The 14772-nt window shown below is 61.6% G+C and carries 16 protein-coding genes and 1 tRNA gene; 10 read left to right on the forward strand and 7 right to left on the reverse strand.

Annotated elements, in window-relative coordinates; genetic code table 11:
* Nucleotides 1–26: 26 nt before the first annotated feature.
* The 3 genes from istB to K3762_RS11205 all read right to left on the reverse strand — a co-directional run bounded on the left by istB (nt 27) and on the right by K3762_RS11205 (nt 2652).
* On the reverse strand, nt 27–818 hold the full coding sequence (gene istB, locus K3762_RS11195) for an IS21-like element helper ATPase IstB (protein ID WP_260009488.1): 792 nt from the start codon (nt 816–818) through the stop codon (nt 27–29).
* A complete protein-coding gene (gene istA / locus K3762_RS11200; protein ID WP_132447149.1) occupies nt 808–2337 on the reverse strand; it encodes an IS21 family transposase in 1530 nt (509 codons plus the stop codon). The genes istB and istA overlap by 11 nt, the downstream gene beginning before the upstream one ends.
* Before the next feature lie 231 nt (nt 2338–2568).
* Nucleotides 2569–2652: transfer RNA gene (locus tag K3762_RS11205), tRNA-Leu, on the reverse strand.
* A 127-nt stretch (nt 2653–2779) separates the two neighbouring features.
* Between K3762_RS11205 and K3762_RS11210 the strand changes: the two genes are divergently transcribed.
* The 4 genes from K3762_RS11210 (at nt 2780) to K3762_RS11225 (ending at nt 5943) form a co-directional block, all read left to right on the forward strand.
* Complete coding sequence (locus K3762_RS11210; RefSeq protein WP_067941874.1) at nt 2780–3358, forward strand: YqaA family protein; 579 nt, start codon at nt 2780–2782, stop codon at nt 3356–3358.
* Nucleotides 3355–3822, forward strand: a complete 468-nt coding sequence (locus K3762_RS11215) for a disulfide bond formation protein B (protein WP_260009489.1) — start codon at nt 3355–3357, stop codon at nt 3820–3822. Before K3762_RS11210 ends, K3762_RS11215 begins: the two co-directional genes overlap by 4 nt.
* A gap of 132 nt (nt 3823–3954) precedes the next feature.
* The gene (rocF, locus tag K3762_RS11220; RefSeq protein WP_132444560.1) at nt 3955–4878 is read left to right on the forward strand and encodes an arginase; all 924 of its coding nucleotides are present in this window, start codon (nt 3955–3957) and stop codon (nt 4876–4878) included.
* A 15-nt stretch (nt 4879–4893) separates the two neighbouring features.
* Nucleotides 4894–5943, forward strand: a complete 1050-nt coding sequence (locus tag K3762_RS11225) for an ornithine cyclodeaminase (protein WP_260009490.1) — start codon at nt 4894–4896, stop codon at nt 5941–5943.
* 32 nt (nt 5944–5975) lie between these two features.
* Here K3762_RS11225 and K3762_RS11230 read toward each other — a convergent pair whose 3' ends face one another.
* A complete protein-coding gene (locus tag K3762_RS11230) occupies nt 5976–7142 on the reverse strand; it encodes an FAD-dependent monooxygenase (RefSeq protein WP_260009491.1) in 1167 nt (388 codons plus the stop codon).
* A 136-nt stretch (nt 7143–7278) separates the two neighbouring features.
* A complete protein-coding gene (gene dksA, locus K3762_RS11235; RefSeq protein WP_067941887.1) occupies nt 7279–7701 on the reverse strand; it encodes an RNA polymerase-binding protein DksA in 423 nt (140 codons plus the stop codon).
* A 168-nt stretch (nt 7702–7869) separates the two neighbouring features.
* Between dksA and K3762_RS11240 the strand changes: the two genes are divergently transcribed.
* The 6 genes from K3762_RS11240 (at nt 7870) to K3762_RS11265 (ending at nt 12939) form a co-directional block, all read left to right on the forward strand.
* Entirely contained in the window at nt 7870–8709 is an 840-nt protein-coding gene (locus K3762_RS11240) for a MoxR family ATPase (protein WP_260009492.1), read from the forward strand.
* 208 nt (nt 8710–8917) lie between these two features.
* Entirely contained in the window at nt 8918–10288 is a 1371-nt protein-coding gene (locus K3762_RS11245) for a DUF2927 domain-containing protein (RefSeq protein ID WP_132444557.1), read from the forward strand.
* Between the two features lie 27 nt (nt 10289–10315).
* Nucleotides 10316–10486: an apolipoprotein acyltransferase gene (locus K3762_RS11250; protein ID WP_067630337.1), complete on the forward strand. Its 171-nt coding sequence runs from the start codon at nt 10316–10318 to the stop codon at nt 10484–10486.
* Complete coding sequence (locus tag K3762_RS11255; RefSeq protein WP_132444556.1) at nt 10486–11676, forward strand: VWA domain-containing protein; 1191 nt, start codon at nt 10486–10488, stop codon at nt 11674–11676. The genes K3762_RS11250 and K3762_RS11255 overlap by 1 nt, the downstream gene beginning before the upstream one ends.
* 74 nt (nt 11677–11750) lie before the next feature.
* Nucleotides 11751–12182 (forward strand): OsmC family protein, encoded by a 432-nt coding sequence (locus K3762_RS11260; protein ID WP_132444555.1) that lies wholly within the window; start codon nt 11751–11753, stop codon nt 12180–12182.
* Nucleotides 12183–12255: 73 nt separating this feature from the next.
* Nucleotides 12256–12939, forward strand: coding sequence for a M48 family metalloprotease (locus K3762_RS11265; protein WP_209218094.1), 684 nt, complete (start codon nt 12256–12258; stop codon nt 12937–12939).
* Here K3762_RS11265 and K3762_RS11270 read toward each other — a convergent pair.
* Both K3762_RS11270 and K3762_RS11275 read right to left on the reverse strand, forming a co-directional pair.
* Nucleotides 12936–13487, reverse strand: coding sequence for an RSP_2648 family PIN domain-containing protein (locus K3762_RS11270; protein ID WP_120351272.1), 552 nt, complete (start codon nt 13485–13487; stop codon nt 12936–12938). The two genes, K3762_RS11265 and K3762_RS11270, sit on opposite strands and share 4 nt — an antisense overlap.
* Nucleotides 13487–14713 carry an RSP_2647 family RNA methyltransferase gene (locus K3762_RS11275; RefSeq protein ID WP_132444554.1) on the reverse strand — a complete coding sequence of 409 codons (1227 nt, stop codon included), beginning with the start codon at nt 14711–14713 and terminating at the stop codon, nt 13487–13489. The genes K3762_RS11270 and K3762_RS11275 overlap by 1 nt, the downstream gene beginning before the upstream one ends.
* Between the last annotated feature and the right edge of the window lie 59 nt (nt 14714–14772).

Raw genomic sequence — 14772 nt, forward strand, 5'->3', positions numbered from 1 at the left:
CCCACCCAGTTGTTATGTTCTTTGCGTTATGATGGCGTCAATACCGCTTTTTCCTTTCGTTTCTGTTTGGCTGTCGCGGAGCTGGCCTTGAACCGGTAGCTGTCATTGCCGGTCTCGAGAATGTGGCAACGATGTGTGAGGCGGTCGAGGAGCGCGGTGGTCATCTTTGCATCACCGAACACGCTGGCCCATTCGCTAAAGCTCAGGTTGGTTGTGATGACGACGCTGGTGCGCTCGTAGAGTTTGCTTAGAAGGTGGAACAGCAACGCGCCACCCGAAGCGCTGAACGGCAGATATCCCAGCTCATCCAGGATCACCAAATCAGCTTTCACCAGCACCTCAGCGATCTTTCCTGCCTTGCCTTGGGCCTTTTCTTGCTCCAACGCATTGACCAACTCGACCGTGGAGAAGAAGCGCACACGCTTGCGATGATGCTCGATTGCTTGAATGCCGAGGGCGGTAGCGACATGCGATTTTCCCGTTCCAGGGCCTCCGATCAGCACTACATTCTCAGCCGCGTCCATGAACTCGCATCGGTGAAGTTGGCGGACCAAAGCTTCACGGACTTCGCTGGCGCCAAAGTCGAAGCCAGAGATGTCTTTGTATGCCGGAAAGCGTGCTGCCTTCATGTGGTAGGCAATGGAACGCACCTCACGTTCAGCAATCTCGGCTTTAAGCAGCTGCGACAACATGGGGATCGCTGCATCGAAAGCAGGCGATCCCTGCTCATGCAGGTCCTGCACGGCCTGAGCCATGCCTGGCATCTTCAGGCTACGCATCATGATGACGATGGCAGCACCGGCGGGATCATGACGCATGACGTGTTCCTCCCGTGGTGCGTAGCCCGTCATATCGTGCGACATTGGCCTCGGGCTCCTTATTCAAAGAAAGGGCCGCAGGCGGGGTCACATCGGGCTGGTCTATCGGTGCGCCATCCACCAGCCTGTGAAGTAGGTTCAAGACATGGGTTTTTGTTGGTACGCCCGCCTCCAGCGCCATTTCTACTGCGCAAAGCACGGCCTGTTCGTCATGGTGGAGGACCAAGGATAGGACGTCGATCATCTCGCGGTCACCACCTGGCCTACGCAACATATGATCCTGCAGCTTCCGGAACCCTTCTGGCATCTCAACGAAGGGCGCCCCGTTGCGCAGCGCGCCGGGTTTGCGTTGAACCACCGCCAGATAATGGTGCCAGTCATAAATAACGCGCCCTGGCTGACGGTGTGAGCGTTCAATAATGCGCTCATGCGTGCAGACCACATGGCCTTCGGCGACGATGACCAGCCGTTCAGGATAGATGCGGAGACTGACAGGGCGGTTCGCAAAGCTGGCAGGCACTGAGTAGCGATTACGGTCGAATGCTATCAGACAAGTGGGGGATACCCGCTTGCTCTGCTCGACAAAGCCGTCAAACATTGTGGGCAGTGGCATCAGCGCGGCCTTCTCGGCGTCCCAGATATCCGCAATATTGCCAGGCAATCTGCCATGCGGTGTCTCGGCCCAGAGAAGCTTGCAGCGCTCCTCCAGCCATTCATTCAGCGCATTGAGGTCCGGAAAGGCGGGCATGAGTTGCCAAAGCCGATGGCGGGCGTCGCGCACATTCTTCTCAACCTGACCTTTCTCCCACCCTGCCGCGGGATTGCAGAACTCAGGGTCAAAAACATAATGGCTGGTCATCGCAAGGAACCGTGCGTTTACATCGCGCTTCTTGCCGACACCAATCCGGTCAACGGCTGTCTTCATGTTGTCATAGACGCCACGCCCCGGAACACCCTCAAACACCCGAAAGCCATGCCAGTGGGCATCAAACAGCATCTCATGCGTTTGCAGTAGATAGGCCCGCACCAGAAATGCGCGGCTGTGCGACAGCTTGATATGAGCGACCTGAAGCTTGAGGCGCTCGCCGCCGACATAGGCCCAGTCCTCGCTCCAATCGAATTGGAACGCCTCGCCCGGCTGAAAGACCAAGGGCACGAAAACACCCCGGTCAGTCGTATGTTGAGCACGCTGGCGTTCGCCCTTCCAGTTCCGCACGAAGGCCGCGACACGCTCATATGAACCATCAAAGCCGAGCTGAACCAGATCTGCATGCATCTGTTTGGCCGTTCGCCGTTCCTTGCGTGATTTACGCTGCTCAGACAGCAACCAGCCTGTCAGCTTCTCAGCATAAGGGTCTAACTTGCTCGGTCGGTCCAAAATTTGGAACTCGGGCTCAACTATCCCTGTCCGCAGATACTTCTTGATCGTGTTGCGAGACACCCCTGTCCGGCGCGCAATCTCGCGGATGGGCATCTTGTCTCGCAGAGCCCATTTCCGAATAATCCTCAGAAATCCCATGTCTAACACTCCAATAGCTCCCAGCTGATTCAAGCAGGGGCAAGGTTACACATGGGTCAATTCTCAATGACAATTTCTGCAGTTGCCGGGTCAGTTCTCGGTGACAATCAACAGGTGCCCGAACAGCACTTACGCGTGATGTGGGAGTCAACCGTGGGAGTCACACGACAAATGAAAAGCCGCCAATCTCACGACCGGCGGCTTCTGTCAGCAAATACAAAGACTTGCGATTGGTACCCAAGGCCGGACTCGAACCGGCACGCCTCGCGGCGGGGGATTTTGAATCCCCTGCGTCTACCATTCCGCCACTTGGGCACGTGGGGCGATGTAGCCTGCAAAAGCGCGTGGGGCAAGTGGATTTTCACCCTGTTTCTGCACAGCGTTGCGCTTGACCTTGGTCGCGCGACATGGTGAGGCATATAAAACAGCCGGAGCCCCCTAAATGATCCGCCGCCTTTATGACTGGACCCTGGGCTTGGCCCAACATCGCCATGCCCTCTGGGCGCTTGCCGTTGTCGCTTTTGTCGAAAGTTCTTTCTTTCCAATCCCGCCTGATATCCTGATGATTCCGATGATCATCGCGCGCCCCAACCGCGCGTGGCTGATCGCGGGGGTGGCGCTACTGGCCTCCGTTCTGGGCGGGCTGTTGGGCTATGCCATTGGCGGGCTGGCCTTTGAGAGCCTTGGACAGCCGATCCTTGCGAGTCTGGGCAAGTCCGACGCGATGGCAGAATTTTCCACCCGTTTCAACGACATGGGCTTTTGGGCGGTGCTGGTCGCCGGGGTCACCCCCTTCCCGTACAAAGTCATCACGATCATGTCGGGCTGGACCGGGATGCCGCTGGGCACTTTTATCATGACCTCGATCCTTGCCCGTGGGCTGCGGTTCTTCGTGGTGGCGGGGCTGCTGTGGCGCTTTGGCGCACCGATCCGAGATTTCATTGAACGGCGCTTGGGTTTGATGTTCACATTGGCCGTCGCCCTGCTGATTGGCGGCTTCATGGTGGTAAAGGTTCTATGACAGGTAAGACTTTGACTTCGCTGGCAACACTCGGCTCAGCCGCGCTGTTGCTGGGTGCTTTTGGTTTCCAGCATCTGGGCAGCTACGCGCCTTGCCAGATGTGCCTTTGGCAGCGGTGGCCCCATGCGGCGGCAGTGCTGATTGGGGCGATCGTGCTCTTTGGCGGTCCGCGCGTGCTGGCGTGGCTGGGGGCCTTGGCGGCGGCGGTGACGGCGCTGATCGGCGTTTATCACGCAGGGGTCGAATGGGGCTGGTGGCCGGGGCCGAGCTCCTGCACCGGCGGTGGCATGGACTTGGGCAGCCTTGACGGCGGGTCGCTTCTCTCCACCGAAGGCCCGAGCGGTCTGGTCATGTGCGATGAGATCGTCTGGCAATTTCTGGGCCTGTCGATGGCGGGATGGAACGCGATTTTCTCCTTCGTCTTGGTCGGTCTTTGGGTCGCGGCGGCGCGCAAAGCGGCCTAGCCAGCAAAAAACTGACAAACTGGAAGCTCTTTCTTTCAGTTTGTTAAAAACGCCCCCGAAACGGTCAGTTTGACGGCTTGTCGTTAGACAGATGCGCGGATTATCTGAGTTCAAACAGCTCAGGAGTCCCCCATGTCGAACCCACAAAACTGTATCTTGCTGGGCGTCCCGCTGGACAGCGGCAAGCGCCGTCGCGGCTGCCTGATGGGGCCGGATGCCTATCGCACTGCGGGGCTCGAACGTGCCCTGCGCGATCTTGGCCACAGCGTCACCGATCGCGGCAATGTCGCCCCCGCGCCCTTCCAAGCGAAAGAGCACGAGAAACTGCACGCGCTGGAAGAGACCATCGCATGGACAGAGAGCCTCGCCGCTGCTGCCGATGCGGCGATGGACGACGGCTTGCCGATCTTCATGGGCGGCGACCACGCGCTGGCGCTTGGCACCGTCTTGGGCGCAATGCGCCATGCCGAAAAGGCAGGCCGCCCGCTTTTCGTGCTCTGGCTCGACGCGCATACGGATTTCCACACGCCGCAGACCAGCGACAGCGGCAACCTGCACGGCACGCCCTTGGGCTATGTCACCGGGCGCGAGGGGTTCGACGGCTTTCCAAAGATCGACACGCCCCTGCCCCATGACAATATCGCCATGATCGGGCTGCGCTCTGTCGACGCCCTCGAACGCGCAGCCTTGCAGGAGACTACCGTGACTTACGTCGACATGCGCGAGATCGACGAGAGCGGCATTGCCAAACCCTTACAGCGCTTCCTTGATAAGGTCGAAGCGGCGGGCGGCATGCTCCATGTTTCGCTGGATGTGGATTTCCTCGACCCCTCCGTTGCCCCTGCCGTGGGCACCACCGTGCCGGGCGGCGCCACGGTACGCGAAGGCCATCTGGTGATGGAGATGCTTTCCGACAGCGGCTTGATGACCTCGCTCGATCTGGTTGAGCTGAACCCCTTCCTCGATGAGCGGGGCCGCACCGCGCAACTGATGGTGGACCTCACCGCCTCGGCCTTTGGCCGCCGCGTGTTCGACCGCCCCACCCGTGCCTATTGATAGAAAGACCTGAATATGACCAATCTGAACCCCTCCGACAAGGCACTGGTGCCCTTCGTTTCCGTCGATCAGATGATGAAACTGATCCACCATATCGGCGTCGAAGACATGCTGCGCGGGCTGGCCGACTATATCGAAGCTGACTTCAAACGCTGGGAGCTTTTCGACAAGACCCCCCGCGTGGCGAGCCATTCTGAGAAGGGCGTGATCGAACTGATGCCCACCTCGGACGGCGATGTTTACGGCTTCAAATACGTCAACGGCCACCCCGACAACACCAAAGACGGCTTTCAGACCGTGACCGCCTTTGGCCTGCTGGCCAATGTGGCCAACGGCTACCCCGTGTTGCTGACCGAGATGACGATCCTGACGGCCCTGCGCACGGCGGCGACTTCTGCCGTGGTGGCCCGGTTGCTGGCGCCCAAGGGGAGCCATGTCATGGCGATGATCGGCAATGGCGCGCAGTCCGAGTTTCAGAGCCTTGCGATGAAGGCGATCTGCGGCGTGGATGAGGTGCGGCTTTACGATATCGACCGCGCGGCGACCGCCAAATGCGCAAGCAATCTGGCGGGCCATGGCATCAAGGTGGTGGAATGCGACACCGCCGAAGAGGCGATTATGGGCGCGCAGATCATCACCACCTGCACCGCGGATAAGCAATATGCCACGATCCTAACCGATAATATGGTCGGCTCTGGCGTGCACATCAATGCGATCGGCGGCGACTGTCCGGGTAAGACGGAACTCGCGCCCGCGATCCTGCACCGTTCGGGCATCTTCGTGGAATTCCCCGAGCAGACCCGCATCGAGGGTGAGATCCAGCAGCTTGAGGCCGACCACCCGGTGACCGAGATCTGGCAGGTGCTGACCGGTCAGGCCGAAGGCCGCCGCGATGCGCAGCAGATCACGCTGTTCGACTCCGTGGGCTTCGCGATCGAGGATTTCTCGGCCCTGCGCTATGTCAGTGATCAAATCGCCGAGACGGGGCTGTTCCAACCGCTTGATCTGCTGGCCGACCCGGACGACCCGCGAGACCTTTTCGGGATGCTGCAACGGGCAGGCTGACCAATTGGGCCACCGGCTAAGCTCGGTGGCCTTTACGCTTTGGTGACGTCATGAGCGTAGAGCCAATCAAACGCGCCCAGCATCGCGCCGGGTGCCAGTTTTGAGGCGACGCGCAGCCCGGTATGGGCCGCAAACCGGACCGGGCCGGACCGCAGGTGATAGCGTGCCGCGTTGCCTTCCGAGGTTTTGACTATGCGCCGCGCGCGGTCGATGCGGGCGGCTTGATAAGCGCCAAGTGCTGCGTCGCGGGGCTGGCGGGTCAGGCAGTCGGCCAAGACCCAAGCATCCTCTAGCGCCATATTTGCGCCCTGCGCCAGAAAGGGCAGCGTTGGATGGGCCGCATCGCCCAACAGCGCCACGCCTTCTGCCTGCCAATTGGCGGCGACGGGATGGTAATGCAGCCCCCAGAGGGTCGCCTCCTGCACCGCGCCCAGCATCTGCGCCGCCTCTCCGCCGTAACCTGCGAAGGCTTGGCGTAGATTGGCGGGATCGTCATGGTGATGCCAGCCTTCGGCGGCCCAATCGGCGCGCTCTTCCACGGCGACGAGGTTGACCAATCGCCCCTCGCGCAGCGGATAGCTAACCAGATGCCGCCCCGGCCCCATGGTAACCCGCGCCTCTGGGCCGTGGCCTATGTCATTGGAGATCAGCGCACGCCATGCCACCTGCCCCGAGAACCGCGCCTTATCCGCCCCGTTTAACTGCACCCGCCCGACCGAGTGGATGCCATCGGCGGCCACGACCAACTCCGCCCGCCGCCGTCCGCCACGGGCCATCTGCACCTGCGGCAAGGCACCGGGATGGATCGAGGCGACCTGCGCGTCGGTCTCGAAACTCACGTTGGCGCGCTGCGCGGCCTCCCGCAGCAGATCAATCAGGTCGGCACGGTGGAGGAAATAATAACGCTGATCATTGGCCAAGCGGGTCAGATCAAGCCGGGCCACCTGCGCGCCTTTCGCGTAGTCGCAAAGGCGCACCGCCTGCCCCCGCACGGCACCGCGGGCCTTCAGCCCATGTTCCAACCCAAGCGCGCGCAGCACGGCAAGGCCGTTGGGGCTGATCTGTAGCCCCGCGCCGATCTCGGAAAACCGCGCGGCCTGTTCAAGCAGGGTCACGGCCACGCCCTTGCGGGCCAGTGCCGTGGCCAAGGCCAGCCCGCCGATCCCGCCGCCCACGACAATTGCATTAGAAGGTTTCATTCACGCCCCAGATCGCAGGCCCCAGATCGTAGGCAAGCTGGTAGACCCCAGCTCACAAGCTCCGGATCGTGCTGGCCCCGCGCCCCAATCACAAACGCCGAAGCATGAGCCTCGGCGTGTGATGTTTCAGGTGATGTCAGTCGTCGCGGTGGACTTTCTCGCGCCGCTCGTGACGCTCTTGCGCCTCCAGCGTCATCGTGGCGATGGGCCGTGCGTCCAGCCGCTTGAGCGAGATCGGGTCGCCGGTGACCATGCAGTAACCGAACTCTCCCTCGTCGATCCGCCGCAGCGCCGCGTCGATCTTGCCGACCAATTTGCGGGCCCGGTCACGGGTCCGCAGTTCCAGCGCGCGGTCGGTCTCTTCCGAGGCGCGGTCGGTCACATCCGGAATGTTCCGGGTGCCGTCCTGCAGTGCTTCGATGGTGTCACGGCTGCCTGCCAACAGTTCCGATTTCCAGTGGATCAGCTTACGACGAAAGTACTCAAGCTGACGGTCATTCATGAATGGTTCGTCCTCGGCCGGACGATAATCGTCCGGCAGGAAAACTTCCTGCTTCATTTGTTTTTCCCCGGCGGTTTTCAACTCAGACATTAAAAAGGCCTGTCTCCCGACATCTTCCCTGCCGCAGCGTCTATCTGAGCGGGTTACAATTGTCACTACACAATCCCTTTGATTTTTGGTTAAAGGCCAAGGATCAAGCGCCCGTCACACGAGGTTGAAAACAAGATGAAATTTCAAGGCACCAAAGACTACGTCGCCACCGATGACCTGAAAATTGCCGTCAATGCAGCGGTTACCTTGGAGCGGCCGCTTCTTGTAAAAGGCGAACCGGGCACCGGCAAAACCGAATTGGCGCGGCAGGTCAGCGATGCCTTGGGTTTGCGCATGATCGAATGGAACATCAAATCGACCACACGCGCGCAACAGGGGCTTTACGAATACGACGCCGTGAACCGCCTGCGCGACAGCCAATTGGGCGATGAGCGCGTGCATGACGTCAAGAACTACATCCGCAAGGGCAAGCTTTGGCAGGCGTTTGATGCCGATGAAAAGGTCGTGCTGCTGATCGACGAGATCGACAAGGCCGACATCGAATTCCCCAACGATCTGTTGCAGGAACTCGATAAGATGGAATTCTTCGTCTATGAAACGGGCGAGACGATCCGGGCGCGCCAACGCCCCATCATCATCATCACCTCCAACAATGAAAAAGAACTGCCCGACGCTTTCCTGCGCCGCTGTTTCTTTCACTACATCCGTTTTCCAGAGATGGAGACGCTCAAGCAGATTGTCGAGGTGCACCATCCGGGCATCAAACAGCAACTGCTGACCACCGCGCTGACGCAGTTCTACGAGATCCGCGAACAACAGGGGCTAAAGAAAAAGCCCTCGACCTCCGAGGTGCTGGACTGGCTGAAACTGCTGCTGGCCGAGGATATGGACGCCGAAGATCTGGCCAAGGATGGCCCCAACGCCCTGCCGAAACTGCATGGCGCACTGCTGAAAAACGAGCAGGATGTGCATCTGTTCGAGCGGCTGGCCTTTATGGCGCGCCGCCAGCGGTAGAGCGGCAACACCCATGCGACTTTACGTCAAAAGCGGGTATTTTCCTCGCTTTTGAATTTTCGCCTGCCTAGGCTGAGGTCAATCACGGGCACCAAGACCCGGGTTTAAACGACCGATGGGGCAGGCAAATGCAAGGACAGACAGCGGCAGCGCCATGCGCAGTTTGCGATAGATCACAGCGGAATAGGCCGCGCAAAGGCCCAAGCGCATGAGGCGCGGGGTGAAGGCGCGGCTGATCCTGCCGCTGATGATGTTGCTGAACGCCTGCGTGCCGGCCTCCCATTCCGAGGTGGCAACCCGCGCGGTGATCGCCGACAGCACTCTGCCCCCGATGAAGCAGTTCGCCCAAGCCCGCCCCACGGCGCCGCATGTGTCAAATGCTGCCTTGGCCGAGGATTTCCTGGATCTGTCCTTCCGCATGGAAAGTGGCCGTGCCCTGCCCGTATTGACCCGTTTTGAGGGGCCGATCACCCTGCGCGTTCTGGGTCAGCCGCCCGCGACCTTGGGGCCGGACCTTGCACGGCTGCTCGCCCGTTTGCGCAGCGAAGCCGGGATTGAACTGCGCGAGGTCACGGGCGGAGAGGCAAGCATCACCATTCAAGCGGTGAACCGCAGCCAGATCCGGCGGCTCTTGCCGCAAGCGGCCTGTTTCGTGGTGCCAAATGTCAGCACACTTGAGGAATACCGCCGCACGAGGCGTTCCGCCGCGACCGATTGGACCCGCCTGACCGAGCGGCGCAAGCTGGCAATTTTTCTACCCAACGACGTAAGCCCGCAAGAAAGCCGCGACTGCCTGCATGAGGAACTGGCCCAAGCGCTTGGGCCGCTGAACGATCTCTACCGCCTGCCGGACTCGGTTTTTAACGACGACAATGTGCATACGGTGCTGACCGGTTTCGACATGCTGGTGCTGCGCATCTACAATGACCCGGCGCTGCGCTCTGGCATGACCCGCGACGAGGTCGCCGCGCGCCTGCCGGGCATTTTGGCGCGGCTAAACCCCGGCGGCGGCACTGTTGCCCCCCGCCCCGCGCGCGCCACGCCGCAGGTCTGGAGCCGGGCCATCCAGACGGCCCTTGGCCGCGACGTGGGCCGCAACGCCCGGATGTCTGCGGCCCAAGACGCGCTGCGCGTCGCCCAAGCGCAGGGTTGGCAGGACAACCGCCATGCATTTTCGCACTACGCCATGGGCCGCGTCACGCAGATGACCGATCCTGCCGCCGCGCAGACGCATTACCAGATGGCAGACACCCTCTATGCCCGCACCCCCGGCACCACGCTGCACCGCGCCTATGTCGCCACGCAGCGGGCGGGCTATGCGGTGACCATTGGCGATGGCGCAGGCGCGCTCGCCCTGATTGAGCCGCATCTGCCCATTGCCGAAGCCAGCGAAAACGCCGCCCTTCTGGCCACGCTCATGCTGCTCAAGGCCGAAGCGCTAGAGATCGAAGGCCGCGGCATTGAGGCGCGCCGCGTCAGGCTGGACAGCATCGGCTGGGCGCGATACGGCTTTGGCCCTGACTGGGCCGTGCGGGCCAAGCTGCGCGAGATCGCGTCCCTGAACCCGCGCAATGGATAGGTCCGCAAAATAGACGGGCAATAGGTTATGATAGCACTCGGATTGGCATTGATCGGCGCGGTAATCGGCGGGCTGACGGCCCGCAAACGTGGCGGCAACCGCAAAGACATCGCGCAATATGCAACGGGCTACGGCTTTGCCTTCCTGATCGTCGGCATGATCGCCACGGTTCTTTTGGACCGCGCGCTGAGCCTCTGATGTTTCTGCCGTTCTTCGATCAGCTCCGCCGCCACGGTGTTCCGGTCTCGCTGCGCGAGTTTCTGGCTTTTCTGGAGGGCATGAAGGCGGGGCTGGCCACCTATGACGTTGAGGCGTTTTACTACCTCGCCCGCGTGTCGATGGTGAAGGACGAGCGCAACATCGACAAGTTCGACCGCGCCTTTGCAGCGGCCTTTAAGGGGCTCGAGAATATCAGCCTTGATGACGTGCTCGAGGCCGTGGACCTGCCCGAAGACTGGCTGCGCAAGATGGCCGAAAAGCATCTGAGCGAAGAAGAAAAGGCCGAGATCGAAGCCGCGGGCGGTTTCGACAAGCTGATGGAGACGCTGAAAAAGCGGCTAGAAGAGCAGAAAGGCCGGCATCAGGGCGGATCGAAATGGGTCGGCACGGCGGGCACCTCGCCTTTTGGCGCATACGGCTACAACCCCGAAGGTGTGCGGATCGGCCAAAAGGAAAGCCGCCACCAACGCGCGGTCAAGGTTTGGGACAAGCGCGAGTTCCGCAACCTCGATGACAACGTCGAGATCGGCACCCGCAACATCAAACTGGCGCTAAAGCGTCTGCGTCGCTGGGCACGCGACGGGGCGGCGGAAGAGTTCGACCTGAACGGCACCATCCGCGCCACGGCAGAGCATGGCTATCTGGATGTGAAAACCCGGCCAGAGCGGCGCAATGCCGTGAAAGTGCTTCTGTTTCTCGACATCGGCGGCTCCATGGATCCGCATGTGAAGGTCGTCGAAGAGTTGTTCAGCGCCGCGCGGGGCGAGTTCAAACATCTTGAGCATTTCTACTTCCACAACTGCCTTTACGAAGGCGTCTGGCGCGACAACCGCCGCCGTTGGGACGCGCAAATCCCCACCCATGAGGTGCTGCGCAGCTATGGGTCTGACTACAAGTGCATCTTCGTGGGCGACGCCTCCATGTCGCCCTATGAAATCGCCTATCCGGGTGGCGCGAATGAACATTGGAACGCGGAGGCCGGCGCCACATGGCTCGCCCGTGCGCGGGATCAATGGCCCAACCATCTGTGGATCAACCCGGTGCCGGAACGTCAGTGGGGCTACACCCAGTCGATCGCGATGATCCAAGAGATTTTCGGCCCCGAGGCCATGGTGCCGATGACCCTCGAAGGGCTGAGCCGGGGCATCAAGACCATGACGCGATCTTGAACGCTCGGCCTTGAAACCTTTCCGCCCTGCGCCAGTTGAGGGGACGAACGCAAGCTCAGTGAAAGGATATTCCAATGGCTTCGATCGTGAAAACCGGCAGCGCAAAATGGGAAGGCTCGCTCAAAGAGGGCAAGGGCCATGTCTCAACCCAAAGCGGTGTGCTGTCTGACCAGCCTTATGGCTTCAACACCCGTTTCGAAGGCAAGGAAGGCACCAACCCAGAAGAGCTGATCGGTGCTGCCCACGCGTCTTGTTTCTCCATGGCGCTGTCGATGATCCTTGGGCAAAGCGACCTGACGCCCGACAGCATCGAGACCAAGGCAGAAGTGCATCTGGAAGAGAAAGACGGCGGCTTCCACGTGCCCAAAGTGCATCTGACGGTCGAGGCCAGCATCCCCGGCGCGAGCCAAGAGGACTTCGACAAAGCCGCGATGACCGCCAAAGAGAACTGCCCGATCTCCAAGCTGCTGACCGCCGAGATCACGATGGACGCAAAACTCGTCTGATCGCATGACATGGAACCGGGGGCGCGGCCTTGTTCCGCTTGCCCCCGGCCCTCGGCGCGCCCATATTGCGGGCATGATCCGCTTTCTCCCCATCCTGCTGGCCATCCTTTACGCGCTGGCCATGTATCGTTTTTCCGCTTGGCGCACGGCGCGCGAGTTGGACGCGAAATCGACCCCCTTGGTGGACCCCAAACTCAACGACATGAGCGCAAAGATGGCCAAGGCGTTGGACCTGCCGCGCATCAAGGTGCATCTTTATGAGATCGAACCGGTCAACGGGCTGGCAGCACCCGATGGGCGCATTTTCATCACCCGCGGGTTTTACAACAAGTTTCGCCAAGGTGCTGTAACGGCTGAGGAATTGGCGAGCGTCATCGCGCATGAGTTGGGCCATGTGGCGCTTGGCCATTCGCGGCGGCGGATGATCGATTTCTCGGGCCAAAACGCCCTGCGCACGGCGCTGGCGATGGTGCTTGGGCGGATCATTCCCGGGATCGGTGTGCTGATCGCAAACGGGCTGACCAGCCTGCTGGCTGCCCGCCTCTCACGCGGGGATGAGTATGAGGCAGACGCCTATGCAGCCGCCCTGCTGACCAAAGCGGGCATCGGCATCGGCCCACAGATTTCCCTGTTCGAGAAGTTGGACGCGCTGAGCCAAAACGGCGCTGGACGCCCGCCCGCGTGGCTGCTGAGCCACCCCAAGACCGAGGAACGTGTCGCCGAGCTGCGCAAGCTGCAACTGCGGTGGGAGGGCTAGGCCAGAGCCTTTGCCAGCCGCGGCAGCCGTGCCTTTTTCAGCAGAGCGCGCATCTCCCATTGCTCGCCCGACAGCCGCCGCGCCTCTTGCAAGACGGCGTCGGCCACGGGGGCGACCAATTCCGGTGTCGCTTGCCAAATCCCATGCAGGTAGCTGTCAGGATCGGCCCGGCTCAACCCCTCTTCGGCAAGGATTTGGCGCGGGAAATCCTTGGCGTTCAGCGTCAGAATCATGTCGGCGCTGCTGGCCACGGCGACGGCCAGAACGTGAATGTCATTCGCATCCGGCAACCAAAGCCGCGCCTGTAGGCTGGGGGAGGCCGCGCGTTCGGCCCCCGGCCAGTTGCCGCGCAGCAGTGCGATCTCGGCCCGCGCTTGTGCTTCGCCCGTGGGCCCAAGCTTGATCGCCGCGCGGGCCCATTCTTCTAAGATACGCGCCGACCAGACCGGCTCGAACGCGCCCCTTGCTGCCACACCCAACACCATTTCGCGCATCACCGTGGGGTAGAGCACGCAGGTGTCGATCAGCACGCGGGGGCGCGTTTCCATCACAGGCGGAAGAACAGCGACTTGAGGTAGCCGCTTTCCGCAAGCTGCGGCAGTTGCGGGTGGTCCGCCCCGGCAAAGCCGGTGTGCAGCAGCATGGCACGGCGTCCGGCCCGACCGATGCCGCGCACGGAAGCGGTGCGGAATTGGTTCAGATCAGCGGCGTGGGAACAGGAACAAAGACCCAGAATACCATTCTCTGCCACCAATTGCGCCGAAAGACGCGCAACACGCTCATAGGCGCGCAGCCCCGCCTCAACCGCTTGGCGCGAGGGAGCAAAGGCAGGCGGGTCGCAGATCACCACGTCAAAGGTCTCGCCCTCATCGCGCAGGGCGGTGAGCACGTCGAAGGCATCGCCTTGGCGGGTGGCGAAACGGTCTTGCATGTTCATCGCGGCGGCTCCGGCCTCGGCCAGTTCCAGGGCGGGGGCGGAGCCGTCGACGGCCAGTGCTGATGACGCGCCATTCGCCAGAGCGGCGAGGGAGAAGCCGCCGACATGGGCAAAGACATCGAGCACCCGTGCCCCATTGCGCGCGAGATTGGCGGCAAAGGCATGGTTGGGGCGTTGGTCGTAGAACAGACCGGTTTTCTGCCCGCCGGTAAGGTCGGCCATATAGGTCGCGCCATTCATCGGCACGGGCAGCGGGCCTTCGGGGGTCTCCCCCACCAACGTGGACGAAGCATCGTCGAGCCCTTCAAGCTTGCGCGTCCGGCCAGAGGCGTTTTTCAACACGTTGGTCACGCCGGTCACCGATTGCAAAGCGGCCACCAGCGGTGTCAGCAGCGCATCGGCCCAAGCGGCGTTGGGCTGGATCACGCAGGTATCGCCAAAACGGTCGATGATGACGCCCGGCAGGCCATCGGCCTCGGCGTGGATCAGGCGGTAATAGGGTTGATCGTAAAGCTGGCTGCGCAGGGCAAGGGCGCGACTAACGCGCGCCTCGAACCACGCCTGATCCACCTGCGCCTCTGCGTCTTGGTCGATCATCCGGGCGATGATTTTGGAGGTCGGATTGACCGCGACCAGCCCCATGGGCTTGCGGTCAGCATCTTCCAGCAGCGCCAGCGTGCCGGGGGCAAGCCCCCGCGTACGGCGGTCGGTGACCAGTTCATTGGCATAGACCCAAGGAAAGCCGTGGCGGATGGCGCGGGCATTGGCCTTGGGCAAAAGGCGCACCACGGGAAGCGTGGCAGGCTGCGGGGCGGAGGGGGTTTGGGGCGTTGTCATAGCGCCCCTCGTACTGCGTTCGCGCGGCTGGGGAAAGAGGTTTCGCAGGCCCAGATCGG

The sequence above is a fragment of the Sulfitobacter sp. W074 genome (genome assembly GCF_025142275.1).
Classification (GTDB): domain Bacteria; phylum Pseudomonadota; class Alphaproteobacteria; order Rhodobacterales; family Rhodobacteraceae; genus Sulfitobacter; species Sulfitobacter profundi.